Genomic DNA, 17120 nt, shown 5'->3' with positions numbered 1-17120 from the left:
GGTCAGGACAGGTGACGCCGCACGATGTCGGCATAGACGCGCGCGCTCGGCTTCGGGGTGCGCGCAAACGTCTCGCGGTCGACGGTATGCAAGCCCAGGTGCCGGGAGTAGCCGAAGATCCACTCGAAGTTGTCCAGCAGCGTCCAGTGGCAGTACCCGAGCACCGGCACTCCGTGCTCGATCGCCGTGAACAGCTCGGCGATGGCCGGCTCGAGCATTCCGGCGCGGAGTGCGTCATCGTCGGTGCTGACCCCGTGTTCGGTGACGAGCACGGGGACCCCGCTGATCTGATGGGCGTATTCGACCGCGCCGCGCAATGACCCCGGCTCAATGGCCGTCCCCATCTCGTTGACGGGAACGCCGGATGTCGGAGGTATCACGCCCTCGGGTCCATAGACGAGACGCTCGTAGTTCTGCACCCCCACGAAATCGTCTTCGGCGGCCAGCTGCAGCCAGTAGTCGTACACCTCGGCGCGCTTGCGGTCGCGGAGGGCCTCGCCGCCAGCGATCGCGACGTCGTCGACCATCGCCAGGCTCAGACCCACCGGCAGATCGGGGCGATGGCGCTTGATCACCGTCCGTGCCGCGCGATGCGCGGCAGTCATGCCGGCGCGCATTCCGGCGAAGTCTTCGGGCAGCATCACGTTGCCCGCCCGATAGCGTTGCACTCCGGCGGCGGTGCTGGCAGCCTGAAGCGTCGCACGCTCGAGTTCGGCGACGATCGGCGGCAGATCGGCCCACGTCAGCATTTCGGGCAGATCGGGTTCGTTGAAGGTGATCGCCACGGCGATGCGGTCGCCCAAGCGCCGCATCACGGTGTCGACGAACCGTGCGAACAGCATCGGTGCCTCGGGGTCGAGCCAGGCCGAGCGACGTGCGAACCAGTGCGGCGCGGTGAAGTGGCTGAAGGTCACCAGCGGCGCGAGGCCGCGGGCGCGGCATCCATCGACGAACGCCTCGTAGTGGGCGAGGGCGTCCGGGGAGAACTCACCCTCAGTGGGCTCGACGCGTGCCCATTCGATGGAGAAGCGGTAGGCGTTCAGGCCCATCTGCTGGGCCAGGTCGAGGTCGGTCTCCCACAGCTCCCAGCTGTTGCAGGCTTTGCCTGAAGGGGTCTGGAAAACGGTGGGAGACACGTGCTCCAGAAACCAGGTGTCGCTGTGGATGTTCTCGCCCTCGTTCTGGTGGCCGGCAGTGGCCACCCCCCACAGAAAGTCGATGCCTGCGGTCTCGCTCATCCGTCAGGTCTACCACAGTCGACGGATCAGATGAAAGTCACTTTCGTACAATGAATAGTCTGCCGTGATCGATAGGCCCTGCCTAACGGGCTGTAGGCAGATCGAACTGGCTTCGGACCGCCCGATCTCGCACTATGAAGACAGCCGTATCAACAAGGAGGTTGAAAGATGTCCCTCGACGAAGCCACGTCAACGACGCACCCGCACGCCGGAATCCTGCCCGGAAAACCCGCCCCGTTCTTTCTCGCGCCCGGTGGCGGTGAGAAGAGCGTCGTGTTCGACACGCTGTTCACCGTGCTGCTGACCGGCGACGAGACGAACGGGCAATACGACGTGTTCACCTGTGATGGCAACGCGGGCCAGATCATCCCCGCGCACGTGCACCTCGACACGAACGAGATCTTCTTCATCACCAACGGCGCCGTGCACGTCTGGATGGACGACGAGAACGGCTTCAAGCGCGACGAGGTGCTCACCCCTGGCGGGTTCGGGTACGTGCCGCAGGGGGTGATCCATGCGTTTCGCATTGAGTCGGCCGACTCGCGCATTCTCGGGGTGAGCACCGCCGGATTCGGGCGGTTCTTCCATGAAATGGGCAAGGCGACCGACAAGCCCGGCATCCCCGCCCCCGACGAGTTCTTCGCCCCGTCGATCGAGCAGATGATGTCGGCGGGCCAGGCGCACGGCACGATCTTCCGGCCGGACTACTCGTTCCTCGATGACTGACGGCCCGCGCGTACTCCGCGACCTGGTCTTCGCCGAGAACGTCGGCTTCCGGCCGCTGAGCCTCGACCTGCATCTGCCCGCCGTCCCCGGCGCTGCGCTGGTCGTGTTCCTCCATGGCGGGGGGTGGCGCGCGGGCAGCCGACGCGTGCTGTGCCCGGCGATCGAGGCCGGGCAGGCGTTCCCGCGGATCGTCGCCGCAGGCCTGGCCGTGGCATCCCTCGACTATCGACTCAGTGGAGAGGCGCGGTTTCCCGCCCAGATCGACGATGTTGCCGCGGCACTGGCCTGGCTGCGTGCGCACGCTGACGGCTACGGGGTGGACGCCTCGCGCATGGTGCTGTGGGGCGAATCGGCCGGAGCGACCCTGGCTGCGCTGGCGGGGCTCGAAGACCCAGGGGTGCGAGGCGTCGTGGACTGGTACGGGCCGGCCGACCTGCCCGCGATGGCCGAGGCGCTGGGGCAGGCAGACGACCCGACCACTCGGGAAGCCGGATGGCTCGGGCATCCACTGTCTGCCGACCCGGCACGTGCTCGAGCGGCCAGTCCCGTCTCGCACGTGCGCGCCGGTGCCCCGCCGTTCCTCATCTGCCACGGTCTCGCCGACGAAGCTGTTCCGCCCGCGCAGAGTCAGGCGCTCGCCGCGGCACTGCGTGCGGTGGGTGCGCCGGTCGAGCTCACGCTCGTGCCCGGCGCCGGCCACATGTGGCACGGCGCCGATGTCGATCGGTTGTCGCTGGTGGATGCGGCGGCCGCGTTCTGCACACGCGTGTGCAGATGAGCCCGTCAGGCCGAGCGCAGGCGCAGCGAGACATCATCAGCCGTGCTCTGCAGCGCGTGCAGCAGGGGACCGCGCAGCGAGGCCAGGCTGTGTCGATTGGCCGCAACCGCGATGTTTATCGCTGCAGCGGGCCGCGAATCGCGCCCGAACACCGGCACGGAAACCGAGCGCAGCCCCGCGGCGACCTCTTCATCTTGCAGCGCGTATCCCTGCGCGCGGATCTCGGCCAAGCGCGCGACGAGCTCTTCCGACGACGTGGCGGCGTTCGGCCCGGCTGCGGCGCTGAAATCATAGTCGGCAAGCGTCTGCCGCACCTCGTCGGGCGAGAGGTAGGCCAGCAGCAGCTTGCCCATCGACGTGTAGGCGGCCGGCAACGTCGAGCCCACCTGGATGTTCGCCGTGACCAGATCGGAATTGCGCATTCGCGCAAGGTAGAGCACTTGGTCACCCAGCAGCACTCCCAGATTCACGGTCTCGCCGATCTGCTCAGCGAGATGGCGAAGCGGCTGCTCACTCAGCTGCACGAGGCCCGAACCGCGCAATGCTGCCGAACCGAGGGTGAGCACGGCGACGCCGGGCTGGATGCCGCCGTCGGGCAGTCGCTCGAGAAAGCCCTCTTCTTCCAGCGTCGCCACCACGCGGAATGCCGTCGGCATCGGGATGCCGGTGCGGTCGCAGATCTCGCGCAGCTTGAGCGAGGTGGTCGTCTCGTCGAACAGTCGCAGCACGTCGAGCCCTTTGGCGAGAGCTTCGATGCGATATCGGTTGCCCGTCTTGGCGCCGGTCGAGGCCTGAGTCTGAGCAGAAGCTTTCATAGAGCGAAACCGTATCTCCGATCAGGGGTTCGCGGCAAATCACACGCGGAAGACGCGCAACTGCAGCGCCAGAGTCGAGTAGTACCCGACGAGGGTGGTGAGTTCGACGACGGCGGCCGTGCCGAGATCACGGGATGCCGCGGCCCACGCGGCATCGTCGAGGTCGCCGTCCAGCAGCGCCAGCACCGTGCGAGCCACGGTGTGCTCGATGCCGCTGAACGGGGCGGCGTCGGAGTTCCTCGTTGCTGCGATCTCGGAATCGGTGAGGCCGACCGCACGACCGATGGCCTCGTGCGATTCTCGCTCGAAGGCGCTGTTCCAGCGCGTGGCCACCAGCAGGATCGCGAGTTCGCGGGCGCGATCGCTGAGCGAGGTGCGGTACCGCACGGCGGCTCCGACCTCTTGCAGCGCGGTGCCCAGCGCGGGCGAGAACAGCATTGCGTTGAACGGCCCGCGCAACGAACCGTCGGCCGCGGTCAGGTCGAAGTGCTGAGCTCCCTGCGCCCGGGGCCCGGCCGCTATCGCGTCGTACAGCGTGCGCTGGGCGGCATCGAGTGCATCGGGCGTGAGTCGGGGAAGTCTCGACGACATGGCCACCTCGTCTTTCGTCATGTCGCGAGCTGCGACATACTCCATTGTATAAAAGTAACTTTCATTGAGTGATGATTGGATGCCTCATGACCGACAATGCTGCGACCATCGAGACCAGCGACACCGCGCTGCGCGCGGCCGACCACGATTTCACCGTGCGCACCTACCCGGCGCCCACGCCGAACGGCACGATGTTGGTGTGGGCCCACGGCGGAGCCTTCGTCTTCGGGGAGTTGGCGATGCCCGAAGCGGACCTCACCGCGCGCGAGCTTGCCGCACGGGGAACCACGGTGGTCTCGGTTGACTACACCCTCGCGCCCGGTGAAGTCATCTCACTGCTGCCAGCGCCCGACATCGAGGGCATGCCCACACCCGAACAGCTCATCGCCGTGGGCGGTGACCGTCCGCGCGCGCCGTTCCCCGTCGCCTCGCTGCAACTGGTCGCCGCCTTCGACTGGGCCCAGCAGAACGCTGCCCGATTCGGTGCCGACCCGCTGCGGGTGGGCATCGGCGGTGCGAGCGCGGGCGGCAATCTTGCCGGCGGGGCCGCGTTGCGCCTGCGTGATCGCGGCACATCGCCTGCACGCACGGTGCTCGTCTACCCCGTTCTGCATGCCACGGTGCCGGCGCCCGACGCCGAGCTCGCCGCGATCATCGCGCAGCTGCCGGCCGGAATGGGCTTCCCTCCCGAGATCACGAAGGCGCTCAACGAGAACTATCTCGGCGGCCACTCGGCGGCTGACCCGTATGCCTTCCCTGGGGGTCACGACCTGACCGGTCTCACCCCCACTCTGGTCATCACCGCCCACCAAGATGAGCTGCGACCGTCCGGCGAGGCCTATGCCGCCGAGCTCGAGGTTGCTGGCGTGGTCGCGCAGCTCGTGGATGAGCCGAACATGCACGGGTTCCTCAATGCGCCCGGAGACCCCTCGGCCGTGCGCAGCTATGACCGGATCGCGGCCTTCTTGGCTGACGAGGTTTGACGAACAGGTACCGACGAGATACTCTCATTTACAGAAAGTGACTTTTATTAAATGAAGTGGTGGGTTCGATGGTGATCAACGCCGAGATCGACGGCACGCACGCGGCCGCGGTAGGGACACGCGATGCAGCCTGGCTCGGTCTGACGGGTGCTCGGGTACTCGTGGCAGGGGGCGGCGGGATCGGCGGAGCGTGTGCTCTCGCGTACGCGGCCGCCGGAGCATCCGTCGCCGTCGTCGATCGCGAACAGAGCGTGCTCGACGCGGTCGCCGTCGCGTTCGATGAGGCAGGGGTTGCCTGCGAACTTCTCCGCGCCGACCTGACCGAGCACGGCGCCGGCGCCCGGGTCGTGGCTGACGCGGTCGAGCGCCTGGGCGGCCTCGACGTGCTGCTGCACGCGGTCGGCATCAACGATCGCCGGCCTATCCTCGCGTTCACCGAGGACGAGTGGGACCACATCCTGCGGGTGAACCTGTCGACGCTGTTCGGTCTCGCCCAGGCAGCCGGCCGCCACATGGTCGAGCAACGTTCGGGGCGCATCTTGGCTCTGTCCAGCGTCTCCGGACTGCTCGCGCATCACTCGCACGGGCCTTATGCGGCATCCAAGGGCGGCATCAACCAGCTGCTGCGGGTGATGGCTCGCGAGTGGGCCGACGCCGGGGTCACCGTCAATGCGCTGGCACCCGGGTACATCGAGACGCCGCTGACGGCGGGCGAGCTCGCCAAGCCGGGAAAGCGCGAGAGTCTCGAAGGCCTGGTACCCGCGGGGCGCCTGGGCACGCCTGAAGAGGTCACCGGCCCCGCGCTGTTCCTCTCGTCGCGGCACGCGGGTTTCATCACCGGTCATGTCATGTACATCGACGGCGGCCGCACCCTGGTCTGACCGTCACACGCAAGAGAGAGAAGGTCGAAGATGTCCGAGATCTATCCCAGGTTCGCCGGCAAGACGGTGCTGGTCACCGGCGCCGGCACCGGATTCGGCGCCGAGATCGCCACCCGCGCCGCTGAGGAGGGCGCGACGGTGGCCGTGCACTACAACAGCTCGAAGGCCGGTGCCGAGCGCACGCTCGAGCGCGTTCGTGAAGCCGGCTCTGACGGCATCATCGTGCAGGCGAACATCGCCAAGTGGGATCAGATCACGGCCATGGCCGACGAGGTGTGGCGGCAGTTCGGCGGCCTGGACGTGCTGATCAACAACGTCGGCGACATGTCCAGCGAGCAGCAGGGATGGCGTGAGCTCACGCAGCAAGCCCTCGATGACGTCATCGACGTCGATCTGAAGGGCACCCTGCTCATGACACATGAATTCGGCGGGCGCATGCACGCCGATGGGCATGGTGCCATCGTCAACGTCGGCTCCACCGTCGTCGTGAACGGGTCGCCCCGGGCGCCGCAGTACGCGGCGGCCAAGTACGGCATCCTCGGCGTGACCAAGTCGTACGCACGGGCACTGGCACCCCAGGTGCGGGTGAACACCTTCGCCCCCGGATTCATGGAGACCGAGCGCCTCAAGAGCCGAGAGGACTGGAAGAACGGGCGTCGGGAGCAGGTGCTCGCCCAGACGCCGATGGGTGTGATCGCCACTCCGGCCGATGTCGCGGGTACCTGTCTGTGGCTGGCCACCGACGAATCCGCCCACCTCACCGGCGGTTACATCGTCGCCAACGGCGGCAACACGATGGTCGGCGCGTAGCACCTCCCCCGCATTCGGGCGCCCTGGCGTTCATCCCGCGGGCGCAGCGAGTCGAAACGAACAAACAGGAGACAACCCCATGAAGCTCATCACCTTCGACGGCGGCCGGGTCGGCCGCCTGGAACTCGAGGAGGGCCTCGTCATCGAACTCGACGTCCCCTCCACCCGCGAGTACTTCGAGCGCGGCGGCGACGTACGCGAGACCGGCGAACGGCTTGCCTATGCTGACGTGAAGCTCGAGGCGCCGATTCGCCCGAAGAAGTTCTTCCACACCGCGGGTAACTTCATCGACCACCACAACGAGCTCACCGCGGTGGACTGGTCGCATCCCGTGCACAAGGGCATCGTGTTCTTCCAGAACCTCGATGCCATCATCGGGCCCGACGACGACATCGTCTATCCCGAGGGACTGACAAAGGAATTGGACTACGAACTCGAGATGGCCATCGTCATAGGCAAGAGCGGCAAGTTCTTCGACGCCGACGAGGCTGAAGACTACATCGCAGGGTTCACGGTCTTCAACGACATCACCGCGCGCGACATCCAGCGCAAGGAGATGGAATCGGGGGTGTTCTCGTTCTCGAAGGGGATCGACACGTTCTGCCCGATCGGACCGTGGATCGTCACGAAGGACGAAGTGCCCGACATGCACAACATGGCCATGGAGCTGCGGGTGAACGGCGAGGTGCGTCAGCAGGGCAACACGAACCGCACCCGCATCAAGTGGCCGCACCTGGTGGCGTACCACTCGCCGCAGAACTTCAGCGCCGGCGACCTGATCACCACCGGCACCATCTCGGGTGTCGCCGCCGTGCAGCCGGACCCGTTCGACTTCTACCTCAAGCCCGGTGACGTGGTCGAGGCCGAGATCGAGGGCATCGGCGTGCTGCGCAACCGCGTCATCTCGTGGCAGGACCGCTACGGCGAGCCGGCCCCGCAGCGCGTGGACTGGTGATCGCGTGAAGCTGGCCAACCTCGCCGGTCGTGCCGTTCTGGTCATGAAAGACGGCGCGGTCGACATCGCTGCAGCATCGCAGGGCCGATTCGGCCCCGACCCCCAGACCCTTTTCAATGACTGGGCTGCGTTCACTCGGTGGGCGCAGGGCGGGGCAGAAGCGGCATCCACTCCCGTCGTACCGTTCGATCCCGCGATACTGGATGCCCCGGTTCCGCGCCCGCGGCAGGTGTTCGCGATCGGACTGAACTATGCCGAGCACGCCGCCGAGGCGGGGTATCCGCCCGACGCGATGCCTGTGACATTCACGAAGTTCCCCAGTTGCATCGTCGGGCAGCGTACCGTCGTATCGCTGCCCGAGGGGCATGTGGACTGGGAGGTCGAACTGGTCGTCGTCATCGGCCGCGAGGGCTTTCAGCTCGGCCGCGAGCAGGCTTGGGACCACGTCGCCGGGCTCACGATCGGGCAGGACCTGTCTGAGCGGGTCACACAGCTGCAGGGTGCGGCGCCGCAGTTCAGCCTGGGCAAGTCGTTTCCCGGATTCGGGCCCACCGGCCCGTGGCTGGTCACACCCGATGAGTTGGCCGACCGTGACGACCTGGCGATCGGATGCCGTCTGTCGGGGGAGCGGATGCAGTCCTCGCGCACATCGATGATGCTCTACGACGTGCCCGAACTGCTCGTGCGACTGTCAGCAGTGTGTGCGCTGTTGCCGGGCGACATCATCTTCTCGGGTACCCCTTCGGGGATCGGCAACCGGCGCACTCCGCCGAGGTTCATCGGCACCGACGACGTGCTGGTCAGCGAGATCGAGGGCATCGGCACGCTGACCACCCGATTCGCCTGACCGCGAAAGAACCCCATGACCGTCTGCCGTGACCTGCGCGTCGAGTACCTGACGGCGCCGATCGGTCTCGGCACGGCCGTGCCTCGTTTCACGTGGCTGGTCGATCACGACCAAGCAGCCTTCGAGGTGCAGGTGTCGGATGCCGCAGGCCCGGTGTGGGCACCGGGACCCGCCGATTCGCATGAGACAGCGCTGATCGAATACCGCGGCACGCCCCTGCGCTCGAACACGGTGTACACCTGGCGGGTGCGCAGCCGTACGACCGCGGGCGCGTGGACCGCCTGGGCCGAGTCGACGTTCGAGACGGCACTGCTGCACGTCACCGACTGGCAGGCGGCATGGGTCGAGCCCGAGCAGCAGGACGCCCTCGTCGAGCGGTGGAGCATTCTCGACTGGATCCGCGGCCTCGAGCCGGAGGGCGCACCCGAACAGCGGCTGCGCCCGCCGCAGCTGATCCGGCAGCGGTTCACCCTGGATGCCGCACCGGTGCGTGCACGTCTGTATGCCACCGCACACGGCGTGTATTCCGCGTTCGTCAACGGTGCGCGCGCCGACGACCAGGTGCTCGCGCCGGGATCGGATGCCTACCTGCGCCGCTTGTCGGTGCAGTGCTACGACGTGACCGCGCGGTTGCACGAAGGCGAGAACGTGCTCGCGCTCGCGCTGGCCGACGGGTGGTGGGCGGGGCGGATCGGATTGACCGGGTCCAGCGCCCAGTTCGGTACGCGCACCGCCGCCATCTGGCAGGTGCACATCGACCACGCCGACGGTACGAGTCAGGTCGTAGCATCCGGTGCCGACGCGCGCAGCGCTCCCGGTCCGTGGGCGTACGCCGACCTTTTCATCGGCGAGCGGTTCGACCGGCGCGCCGACCCCGATGGCTGGAATCGGGTCGGATTCGCCGACGACGAGTGGCGGCCGGTGCGCGAGACCGGGCACGATCACACCACGTTGCGCCCTTTCGCGGGGGAACCGGTGCGTCGCGTGCACGAGCTGAGGGCTGTGTCGGTCGTCGAGACCGCGGCGGGGTTCGTCGTGGACTTCGGCCAGGTGATCGCCGGCCGGGTGCGGGTGCGGCTGTACAAGACCACGCCCGGCCAGCAGGTGGTCATCGAGCACACCGAGACACTCGCCGCCGACGGCTCGTGGTTCGACAACATCGTGGGCATCAACAAAGACCAGGCGGACGTCTTCATCGGCGCCGGCGGGGACGATCAGTGGGAGCCCGAGTTCACTTTCCACGGCTTCCGATATGTGCGCGTCCGCGGAATCGACCGGCTCGATTCGAGCGACATCGTCGCCGTGGTGCTGGCCAGTGACCTCGAGCAGACGGGCGGGTTTGCGGCATCCGACCCGCGACTGCAACGGCTGCACGACAATGTCGTCTGGAGTCAGCGCGGCAACTTCCTGTCGATCCCGACCGACTGTCCACAGCGCGAACGCGCCGGCTGGGCCGGCGATCTGCAGGTTTTCGCCGCCGCTGCGACCAACAACGCCCAGGTGGTGCCGTTCCTCTCGCGCTGGCTCGACAACCTGCGCGCCGACCAGCTGCCCGACGGACGGGTGCCGATCTTCTCGCCGCGCTCGCCGTTCGATGCTCAGGCCGCAGCTGATGCGAACGGGGTCGGCTCGATCGTCGCCGCCGCCGGCTGGAGTGACGCCATCGCGATAGTGCCCTGGACGCTGTATGAGCGCACCGGGGACCGCCGCCTGCTGGAGGACAACTACGCCGCGGTGTGCCGGTGGATCGCGTACCAGCGTGAGACGGCGGCATCCGAACTGCCGACGCGACTGCACGGCGTCGAGCTGACAGCTGCCCAGCGCCGCCACCAGGCGCTGCTCTACAACACGGGGGAGCAGTTCGGCGACTGGCTGACCCCGTCGACCCTGCGCGGGCGACCCCTGCACGAGGCCATCGGCATAGCGCCGGCGCTGACCGGCGAATACATCGCGCCGATGTTCCAGGCGCAGACACTGAGCCTTGCCGCGGCCATGGCCGGAGTGCTCGGCCGATCGAATGAGGCAGCGGAACTCACCGATCGCGCGGCCGAAGTGCGCGCCGCCTTCGCGGCCGAGTATGTGGATGCCGCAGGCGATCTGCCGGTGCGGTTGCAGGGACTCTACGTCCTTGCTCTCACCTTCGACATGGTGCCGCCCGCGCGCCGGTCGGCGACCGCCGCGCGGCTCGTCGAGCTCGTGCACGCCCGCGGCGACCGTCTGGACACCGGGTTTCTCTCCACGCCGTATCTGCTCGACGTGCTGTGGGATCACGGGTACCCGGCTCTCGCGCGCACGCTGCTGTGGCAGCGTGAGATGCCGTCGTGGCTGTACGAGGTCGACCACGGGGCGACGACGATCTGGGAGAACTGGGACGCTGTCTCGCCCGAGGGGGTCATCCGCCCGGCCTCGCTCAACCACTACGCACCGGGAAGCGTCGACGACTGGCTGTATCGGCGCGTCGCCGGCATCCGCTCCACCTCGCCCGGCTACCGGACGGCGGTGATCGAGCCCGACCTCGACTCGGGGCTGCAGCACGTGCGCACCCAGGTGGGTACTCCGTATGGGCGCATCGGGGTGGAGTGGCAGCGCGGTGCGGACGCGGCATCCGTCACCGTGGACATTCCCCACGGCATCGCTGCCCGGCTCGTGCTCCCCGGGCATGACGTGGTGCTGCCGGTGGGGCACAGCAGCCACACCGCCGAACCTTCCTGAGGAATTCGCACGAACCCGGCCAACCGGGCTTGTGCGGTGGTAAGTTTCCGACCGCCTGGCAGCCTCGGCGTTGCCCGCGACATCCCGCCCGAAGCCGCGTGTGACACCGGTCCTGACCGGACCTGATCACGACGCAGTGAAAGGGGAACGGACATGTACGGCACGGTTTCCACGCGCGGGACGACATCATGAGCGGCACGGTGGGCGCCGTCGGCCCTGCCAGCCGGCGCAGACTCGGCGAGCCCATCCCCGAGGCATCCCGCTACGTGATGGCACGGCTCGATCGCATTCGCACCTGGTCGCTCTCACCGGCTTTCCTGGTCATCGTCGGGCTGGGATTCCTGTTCACGTTCTACGACATCTTCGACATCAACGTGTCGTTCGTGCAGACCTGCGTGCAGCTGGTGCCCGGCTGCACCCCCGAGAGCGCGCTCGCATCGCTGCCGCTGCCGACGCTGCTGAACCTGGTCGGGTACGTCGTGGGCACACTCGTGCTCTCGCCACTGTCCGACCGGATCGGCCGGCGCAACATGCTGCTGATCACGATGCTGATCACCGGACTCGGCTCGCTGTACACGGCGCTGGCCGGCGATTACGTGAACTTCACCATTTCGCGGATCGTCACCGGCATCGGCATCGGCGCCGATCTGGCGATCGTGAACACGTACATCGGCGAGGTCTCGCCCAAGCAGTCCCGTGCGAAGTTCACCACTGTGATCTTCATCATGTCGGCGTTGGGCGCCTTCTTCGGCATCTGGCTCGGGCTGTTCCTGACCACGGCGCCGGAACCCTGGCCGGCCGGTCTGCCGTTCGCGCTCGGGCTGGAGACCGGATGGCGCTGGATGTACGCGATCGGGGCGATCCTGGCCGTGATAGCGATAGTGCTGCGGTTTCAGCTGCCCGAATCGCCGCGCTGGCTGCTGCAGCGCGGCCGCATTGCAGAGGCTGAGAAGATCGCGGCGGCCATGGAGGAGCGCGCTGCCCGGCGCAACGCTCTGGCCGAACCAACCCTGGAGGGCGTGCCGACGCACTGGCCGCCCGCGCGAAGCGTGCCCTACGCCGACATCTTCGGCAACCCGGTGTATCTGCGGCGGATGATCCTGCTGTTCTTCCTCTGGTTCTTCGGGTACATCACCGTGTATGCGTATGCCGCCGGATTCACCTCGGTGCTCACCTCGCTGAGTTTCAGTCCTCCCGAGGCAGGAGTTGTCGCCGCCGTGGGCACGCTCGGGTTCGTCGGCGAGGCGATTGTGATGTCGTTCATCGTCGAGAAGCTCGAGCGCCGGTACTGGCTGCCGGTTGCCACGGTGGTGACGTTCATCGGCGCCGTCATCATCGCCGTGGGCGGGCAGTCGCTCGCGATGGATTTCATCGGCGCGATCCTCATCTTCGCCGGATTCAACCTGTGGGTCTCACCGACCTATGCGCTGACAGCCGAGAACTTCCCGACGCGCGCCCGCTCGACCGGATTCGCGATCGTCGACGGCGTCGGCCATCTCGGCGGCGGCATCGGGATCATGGTGCTCGCACCGCTGATCCCGCACCTGTCGGTGACCTGGGCGCTACTGCTGATCTCGTCGTTCCTCATCGTGGCGTCGGTGCTCGCCCAGTTCACCGTGCACACGAGAAACCGGGTGCTCGAGGAGGTGTCGCCGTGAGGCGGACTTCTGCGCTCACGGTCGGGCCGCGGCATCCACCCTCTCGAGCCGGTCGACGAGCGCCAACCCCCGGCGCGCCCACGCGATCTCGCCGCGTGCCCGCTCGGCCAGTCCCTCGTATGAGAAGCGCTTGTACTCGATGGCGGCCTCGTGCTCGTCGGGTGGGATGACGGCCAGACGCCGATTGAGCATCATGCTGTCCATGCGCTCGATGTGATCGAGTTCGCCCTGGAACGCCTCGAGCTCGCTCTCCCAGTACGCGATGTGCCGGTGCAGAAAGTCGCGGGCCGCCTCGGGGGTCGTGTTCTCAAGGTAGGCGGCACGCAGGTGCGCAGGGTCGCGCACCCGCTGGTAGTCCAGGGGTGAGGCCATCCACTCCTGGTAGGCGCGGTCGCCCGCCTCGGTCACGTGGTAGACCCGTCGCATCCCGCGCTGTCCGCGCAGCTGCTCTTCCCCCTCGATGAGGCCGTCGGCCTGCATCTTGCGCAGCTCGGGATAGATCTGCGAGTCGGGCGCATGCCAGACGTGTCCGACCGACTGTGAGAACTGCTTCTGCAGGTCATAGCCAGAGAGTGGGCCGACCCGCAAGATGGCCAACAGTGCGTAGCGCAGGCTCATGCCGCTCCTTCCGCCTCCGCATCGAGGTTATCGGGCCGTTCGGTTCGCAGGAGATTTCGTTGCAGCCGGTACAACACGCCGGGCGACACGCCCGGGATCGCGAAAGCGTCCTGCGAGCTGAACGCGGCGGGGTAGGGATGCCGCAGCCCCGCCGCGTTCGAGACCCGGTCAGCTCTCGGTGTAGCCGGTGCGCCAGCCCCCGTGGTAGCTCTGTCGGACCACTGTGGAGTACGGCACCGGGCTGACCACTGCACGCACGGGCAGTTGCACATGCGGCTCGACGGTGGCCTTGGTGGTGTTCGGGTCTTCGCCCCACAGCACCGTGACCTCGGCGCCCTCGGGCACGTCGGGGTTGACCGTTGCCAACGACAGGGCACGGCGCTCGTTCGCGCTGTAGCCGGTGAACATCGAATATCCGACCACGGTGCCGTCGGCGTCGGTGACCGCGTCGTAGTTCGCCGATCCGTAGTTGGCCAACGGCAAGTCGAAGAACTTGTAGCTGGGGCCTTCGACATCGAACAGCGAGCCGTAGATCTTCGTCATGTCCTCGGCGTTCCACGCGAGCGTCACCTTGCGCCGCTGCGTGGCCGGGTCGATCTTCTCCAGGGCGTCGCGGCCGATGAAGTCGTGGTCGAACTTGACGAACGAGCCGTACCCGAGCTCCCACGGGGTCAGGTAGTAGTCCTCGATGTTCTCGGACACGAACGAGCCGGCCAGCGTTCCGGTCGCCTCATAGCTGTCGATGCCGAGCCACTCGCGGTAGCCGCGCTCGGCCTCACCGGTGTAGATAGCCGGCAGCGGCGAAGGGATCCACCCCGACTCGAGCGTGTTCGAGGGATACGCGCGCGATCCGGTGGGCAGCAGCCCGAACTCGGCGCCCGCCTCGACGATGGCGTCGCGAATCGCGTCGTGGTCTTCATACGGCCCCCAGACCTCCAGTCCCGGTGCACCGGCCATGCCGTGACGCAGCGTGCGCACCTGCCGGCCGGCGATCTGCATGGTCGACATGGTGAAGAACCGCAGCTGCTCGAGCGGGCCGCCGTTGAGCTTCTCAATGACCTGCCAGGCATTCGGCCCCTGGATCTGAAAGCGGTAGTACTGCCGCGACACCGCGTGCCCGTACGGGCGTGAGGGCGAGCGGCGGTCGACGGTGACGTCGAGGTTGGCGTAGCCGCCGGTCTCGCCGTGATACATCAGCCAGTTCGACGCCGGCGCGCGGCCGACGTACACGTACTCGTCCTCGGCCTCGTGGAACAGGATGCCGTCGCCGATCACGTGCCCCTGCGAGGTTGTCGGCACATACTGCTTGGCGCGATCGACGGGAAAAGTCGCCACCGAGTTGATGGCGGTGTCGCTGATCAGCTTGATGGCGTCGGAGCCCTTGAGGAACACGTTGTCCATGTGGTGCGTCTGGTCGTAGAGCACGGCCGTGTCGCGCCAGGCCTTCTGCTCCTTGATCCAGTTCGTGAAATCCGCCGGCACGACCGGGTAGATGTACGACCCGATCTGCGAGTTGCGCAGCAGGTCGACGGGATTGGTCTCGTCGATGAGCTGCTGAAGGTTGTCGGCCATGGGAACCTCTCTGTTCATGGGGTGGGTGGATGCCTCGGGTCGAGGCATCCCGTCGTGTGTCGGCCGCTGCGTCAGTCGAACACGATGGTCTGGTTTCCGTGTCGGATCACGCGGTCTTCGGCGTGCCATTGCACGGCGCGGGCGAGCACTTCGCGTTCGACATAGGCGCCGCGGGCCTGCAGATCGCTCGCGGTCATGGAGTGGTCGACGCGGGCGACGTCCTGCTCGATGATGGGGCCCTCGTCGAGGTCGCGGGTCACATAGTGCGAGGTCGCCCCGATGAGCTTGACGCCGCGTTCCTTCGCCTTGCGGTAGGGCGCGGCGCCGATGAAGGCGGGCAGGAAGGAGTGGTGGATGTTTATCACCGGCACCCCGACCTTCTCGAGGAAGTCCTCGGAGATGATCTGCATGTACCGGGCCAGCACCACGAAGTCGACGTTGCCCTGCACGAGCTCGAGGATCTTGGCCTCGGCCTCGGACTTGTCGGGGCCCTGCGAGGGCACGTGGAAGAACGGTACGCCGAAGGTGCGCACGTCTTCGGCGGTGTTGGTGTGGTTGCTGATGACCATCGGGATGGTCACCGGCAGCTCGCCGCGCCGATGCCGCCAGAGCAGTTCGAGCAGGCAGTGGTCGCTGGTGGAGGCGAGGATCGCCATGCGCTTGGGGATCGACTGATCACTCAGCGTCCACTCGACCCCGTACGGGTCCAGCGTCGCCTGGATGTCGGCCTCGATGGCGGGAATGGCAGCGGCCAGGTCGGCACGGTGGAACACGACCCGCTGGAAGAACGCCCCACCGGCCGGGTTGTCGGAGTACTGGTCCAGCGAGACGATGTTGCCCTCGTTGCGGGTGACAAGACCGGTGACGGCCGCCACCAGCCCCGGCTGGTCGGGGCCGTGTACGATCAGGCATGCGTGGTCGCGCAGGGTCTCATTGTGGACAGTCACTCGGGGCCTCCTCAGGCTCGTTCCGCGACGAACCCGCGGGCCCAGTTCGCGGTGGCCAGCAGTCCGCCGAAGGTGTAGAAGTGGAGCTTGACGCTACCCGATGCCGGGTCCTGCGCAAGCAGGGCCGACAGATCGGTCACGAACCGGTCAGGACCGGCAGTGCCCATCAGGTTGGTCAGGCTGAATCCATACTTCTTCACGATCATGGCATTCGCGCCGATGCCGAAGCGTCGGGCGAAGCCGAGGAGTCGCTTGATCCCCGCCGGCCCCGGGGTGCCGATGCGGATCTGCGTGTCGATCCCGCGGGAGCGCACCTGGTCGATCCAGGCGGTGACGGGGTCGGTGTCGAACGCGAACTGGGTCAGAATGACAGCATCCAGCCCCTGCGCTGTCAGCGCGGCCGACTTGTCACCCAGGTGCTGCCAAAGCACATCGGTGGGGATGTCGGGATGTCCCTCGGGATAGCCGGCGATCGACACCTCTTTCACGCCGTAGTCAGGCAGGATGCCGCTGCGGATCACGCTCAGCGAGTCGGCGTACGGCCCCTCGGGGGTGGCCGGGTCGCCACCCACGCAGAAGATGTGATCGGTCGCGCCGACCCCGTGCAGCGCCGACAGGAACTCTTCGAGCTGGGCCTGCGACGCGATGCGGCGGGCCGAGATGTGCGGAACCGGCGTGAAGCCCAGTTCTTTGACCCGCTTGGCGGCCGCGACCCGCATCTCGAGGTCTTCGTTGCCCAGGAAGGTCACGTTGATCTTGGTGCCGGCCGGAATCGCCTGTGCCGCCTCTTCGAGCCCGGGGACGTCTTTGCCGGTCATCTCGAGCGAGAAGCCGTCGAGCAGCTGCAGGGCGGCGGTGGTGTCGGGGGCGGGGGAGTGAGCTGCCACGTCGGGTCCTTCCGGGTCACAGGGAGCGCGTCGCTGCGCTCACTCGTTACATTACCTATGGCCATAGGTAATGACAAGAGGGAGTTTGCCTGCGGGGCATGT

The 17120-nt window shown here is 67.2% G+C and carries 16 protein-coding genes; 9 read left to right on the top strand and 7 right to left on the bottom strand.

The window, feature by feature from the left end; all coding sequences use genetic code 11:
- Positions 1-2 precede the first annotated feature (2 nt).
- Complete coding sequence (locus ET475_RS04650; protein WP_129386471.1) at positions 3-1238, bottom strand: glycoside hydrolase family 1 protein; 1236 nt, start codon at positions 1236-1238, stop codon at positions 3-5.
- Positions 1239-1406: 168 nt separating this feature from the next.
- Here ET475_RS04650 and ET475_RS04645 point away from each other — a divergent pair, with 168 nt between their 5' ends.
- Positions 1407-1964: a quercetin 2,3-dioxygenase gene (locus ET475_RS04645; RefSeq protein ID WP_129386470.1), complete on the top strand. Its 558-nt coding sequence runs from the start codon at positions 1407-1409 to the stop codon at positions 1962-1964.
- Positions 1957-2742 carry an alpha/beta hydrolase gene (locus tag ET475_RS04640; protein WP_129386469.1) on the top strand — a complete coding sequence of 262 codons (786 nt, stop codon included), beginning with the start codon at positions 1957-1959 and terminating at the stop codon, positions 2740-2742. Before ET475_RS04645 ends, ET475_RS04640 begins: the two co-directional genes overlap by 8 nt.
- A 5-nt stretch (positions 2743-2747) precedes the next feature.
- Here the strand turns inward: ET475_RS04640 and ET475_RS04635 are convergent, their stop codons facing one another.
- Both ET475_RS04635 and ET475_RS04630 read right to left on the bottom strand, forming a co-directional pair.
- On the bottom strand, positions 2748-3557 hold the full coding sequence (locus ET475_RS04635; protein ID WP_129386468.1) for an IclR family transcriptional regulator: 810 nt from the start codon (positions 3555-3557) through the stop codon (positions 2748-2750).
- 39 nt (positions 3558-3596) lie between these two features.
- On the bottom strand, positions 3597-4193 hold the full coding sequence (locus ET475_RS04630) for a carboxymuconolactone decarboxylase family protein (protein ID WP_242497763.1): 597 nt from the start codon (positions 4191-4193) through the stop codon (positions 3597-3599).
- Positions 4194-4234: 41 nt separating this feature from the next.
- Here ET475_RS04630 and ET475_RS04625 point away from each other — a divergent pair, with 41 nt between their 5' ends.
- The 7 genes from ET475_RS04625 to ET475_RS04595 all read left to right on the top strand — a co-directional run bounded on the left by ET475_RS04625 (position 4235) and on the right by ET475_RS04595 (position 12994).
- A complete protein-coding gene (locus ET475_RS04625; protein ID WP_207205407.1) occupies positions 4235-5131 on the top strand; it encodes an alpha/beta hydrolase fold domain-containing protein in 897 nt (298 codons plus the stop codon).
- 68 nt (positions 5132-5199) lie between these two features.
- The gene (locus ET475_RS04620) at positions 5200-6012 is read left to right on the top strand and encodes an SDR family NAD(P)-dependent oxidoreductase (RefSeq protein WP_207205406.1); all 813 of its coding nucleotides are present in this window, start codon (positions 5200-5202) and stop codon (positions 6010-6012) included.
- 30 nt (positions 6013-6042) lie between these two features.
- Complete coding sequence (locus ET475_RS04615) at positions 6043-6822, top strand: SDR family NAD(P)-dependent oxidoreductase (RefSeq protein ID WP_129386466.1); 780 nt, start codon at positions 6043-6045, stop codon at positions 6820-6822.
- 79 nt (positions 6823-6901) lie between these two features.
- Entirely contained in the window at positions 6902-7777 is an 876-nt protein-coding gene (locus tag ET475_RS04610) for a fumarylacetoacetate hydrolase family protein (protein WP_129386464.1), read from the top strand.
- 4 nt (positions 7778-7781) lie between these two features.
- The gene (locus tag ET475_RS04605) at positions 7782-8624 is read left to right on the top strand and encodes a fumarylacetoacetate hydrolase family protein (protein WP_129386462.1); all 843 of its coding nucleotides are present in this window, start codon (positions 7782-7784) and stop codon (positions 8622-8624) included.
- A gap of 15 nt (positions 8625-8639) precedes the next feature.
- A complete protein-coding gene (locus ET475_RS04600; RefSeq protein ID WP_129386459.1) occupies positions 8640-11336 on the top strand; it encodes a family 78 glycoside hydrolase catalytic domain in 2697 nt (898 codons plus the stop codon).
- A gap of 188 nt (positions 11337-11524) precedes the next feature.
- A complete protein-coding gene (locus ET475_RS04595) occupies positions 11525-12994 on the top strand; it encodes an MFS transporter (RefSeq protein ID WP_129386457.1) in 1470 nt (489 codons plus the stop codon).
- A 15-nt stretch (positions 12995-13009) separates the two neighbouring features.
- Here ET475_RS04595 and ET475_RS04590 read toward each other — a convergent pair whose 3' ends face one another.
- From ET475_RS04590 to ET475_RS04575, 4 genes are all read right to left on the bottom strand, one after another.
- Entirely contained in the window at positions 13010-13612 is a 603-nt protein-coding gene (locus tag ET475_RS04590) for a PadR family transcriptional regulator (RefSeq protein WP_129386455.1), read from the bottom strand.
- A gap of 168 nt (positions 13613-13780) precedes the next feature.
- Positions 13781-15184 (bottom strand): vanillate/3-O-methylgallate O-demethylase, encoded by a 1404-nt coding sequence (gene ligM / locus ET475_RS04585; RefSeq protein WP_129386453.1) that lies wholly within the window; start codon positions 15182-15184, stop codon positions 13781-13783.
- A 71-nt stretch (positions 15185-15255) separates the two neighbouring features.
- A complete protein-coding gene (purU, locus tag ET475_RS04580; protein WP_129386451.1) occupies positions 15256-16131 on the bottom strand; it encodes a formyltetrahydrofolate deformylase in 876 nt (291 codons plus the stop codon).
- An 11-nt stretch (positions 16132-16142) separates the two neighbouring features.
- A complete protein-coding gene (locus ET475_RS04575; RefSeq protein WP_129393664.1) occupies positions 16143-16949 on the bottom strand; it encodes a methylenetetrahydrofolate reductase in 807 nt (268 codons plus the stop codon).
- Positions 16950-17120: the final 171 nt, after the last annotated feature.

The organism is Microbacterium protaetiae, from assembly GCF_004135285.1.
In the GTDB taxonomy this organism is placed as follows: domain Bacteria; phylum Actinomycetota; class Actinomycetes; order Actinomycetales; family Microbacteriaceae; genus Microbacterium; species Microbacterium protaetiae.
The sequence above is the reverse complement of the archived record's forward strand: the minus strand, read 5'-3'. Positions and strand labels throughout refer to the sequence as shown.

Excerpts from the sequence above, each read along its gene's own strand:
- ET475_RS04640 (WP_129386469.1), top strand. The coding sequence starts at position 1,957 with ATGACTGACGGCCCGCGCGTACTCCGCGACCTGGTCTTCGCCGAGAAC.
- ET475_RS04615 (WP_129386466.1), top strand. The coding sequence starts at position 6,043 with ATGTCCGAGATCTATCCCAGGTTCGCCGGCAAGACGGTGCTGGTCACC.
- ET475_RS04575 (WP_129393664.1), bottom strand. The coding sequence starts at position 16,949 with ATGACCGGCAAAGACGTCCCCGGGCTCGAAGAGGCGGCACAGGCGATT.
- ET475_RS04595 (WP_129386457.1), top strand. The coding sequence starts at position 11,525 with ATGAGCGGCACGGTGGGCGCCGTCGGCCCTGCCAGCCGGCGCAGACTC.
- ET475_RS04635 (WP_129386468.1), bottom strand. The coding sequence starts at position 3,557 with ATGAAAGCTTCTGCTCAGACTCAGGCCTCGACCGGCGCCAAGACGGGC.
- ET475_RS04600 (WP_129386459.1), top strand. The coding sequence starts at position 8,640 with ATGACCGTCTGCCGTGACCTGCGCGTCGAGTACCTGACGGCGCCGATC.
- ET475_RS04630 (WP_242497763.1), bottom strand. The coding sequence starts at position 4,193 with ATGGAGTATGTCGCAGCTCGCGACATGACGAAAGACGAGGTGGCCATG.
- ET475_RS04610 (WP_129386464.1), top strand. The coding sequence starts at position 6,902 with ATGAAGCTCATCACCTTCGACGGCGGCCGGGTCGGCCGCCTGGAACTC.
- ET475_RS04625 (WP_207205407.1), top strand. The coding sequence starts at position 4,235 with ATGACCGACAATGCTGCGACCATCGAGACCAGCGACACCGCGCTGCGC.
- ET475_RS04590 (WP_129386455.1), bottom strand. The coding sequence starts at position 13,612 with ATGAGCCTGCGCTACGCACTGTTGGCCATCTTGCGGGTCGGCCCACTC.
- ET475_RS04650 (WP_129386471.1), bottom strand. The coding sequence starts at position 1,238 with ATGAGCGAGACCGCAGGCATCGACTTTCTGTGGGGGGTGGCCACTGCC.
- ligM (WP_129386453.1), bottom strand. The coding sequence starts at position 15,184 with ATGGCCGACAACCTTCAGCAGCTCATCGACGAGACCAATCCCGTCGAC.
- ET475_RS04620 (WP_207205406.1), top strand. The coding sequence starts at position 5,200 with ATGGTGATCAACGCCGAGATCGACGGCACGCACGCGGCCGCGGTAGGG.
- ET475_RS04645 (WP_129386470.1), top strand. The coding sequence starts at position 1,407 with ATGTCCCTCGACGAAGCCACGTCAACGACGCACCCGCACGCCGGAATC.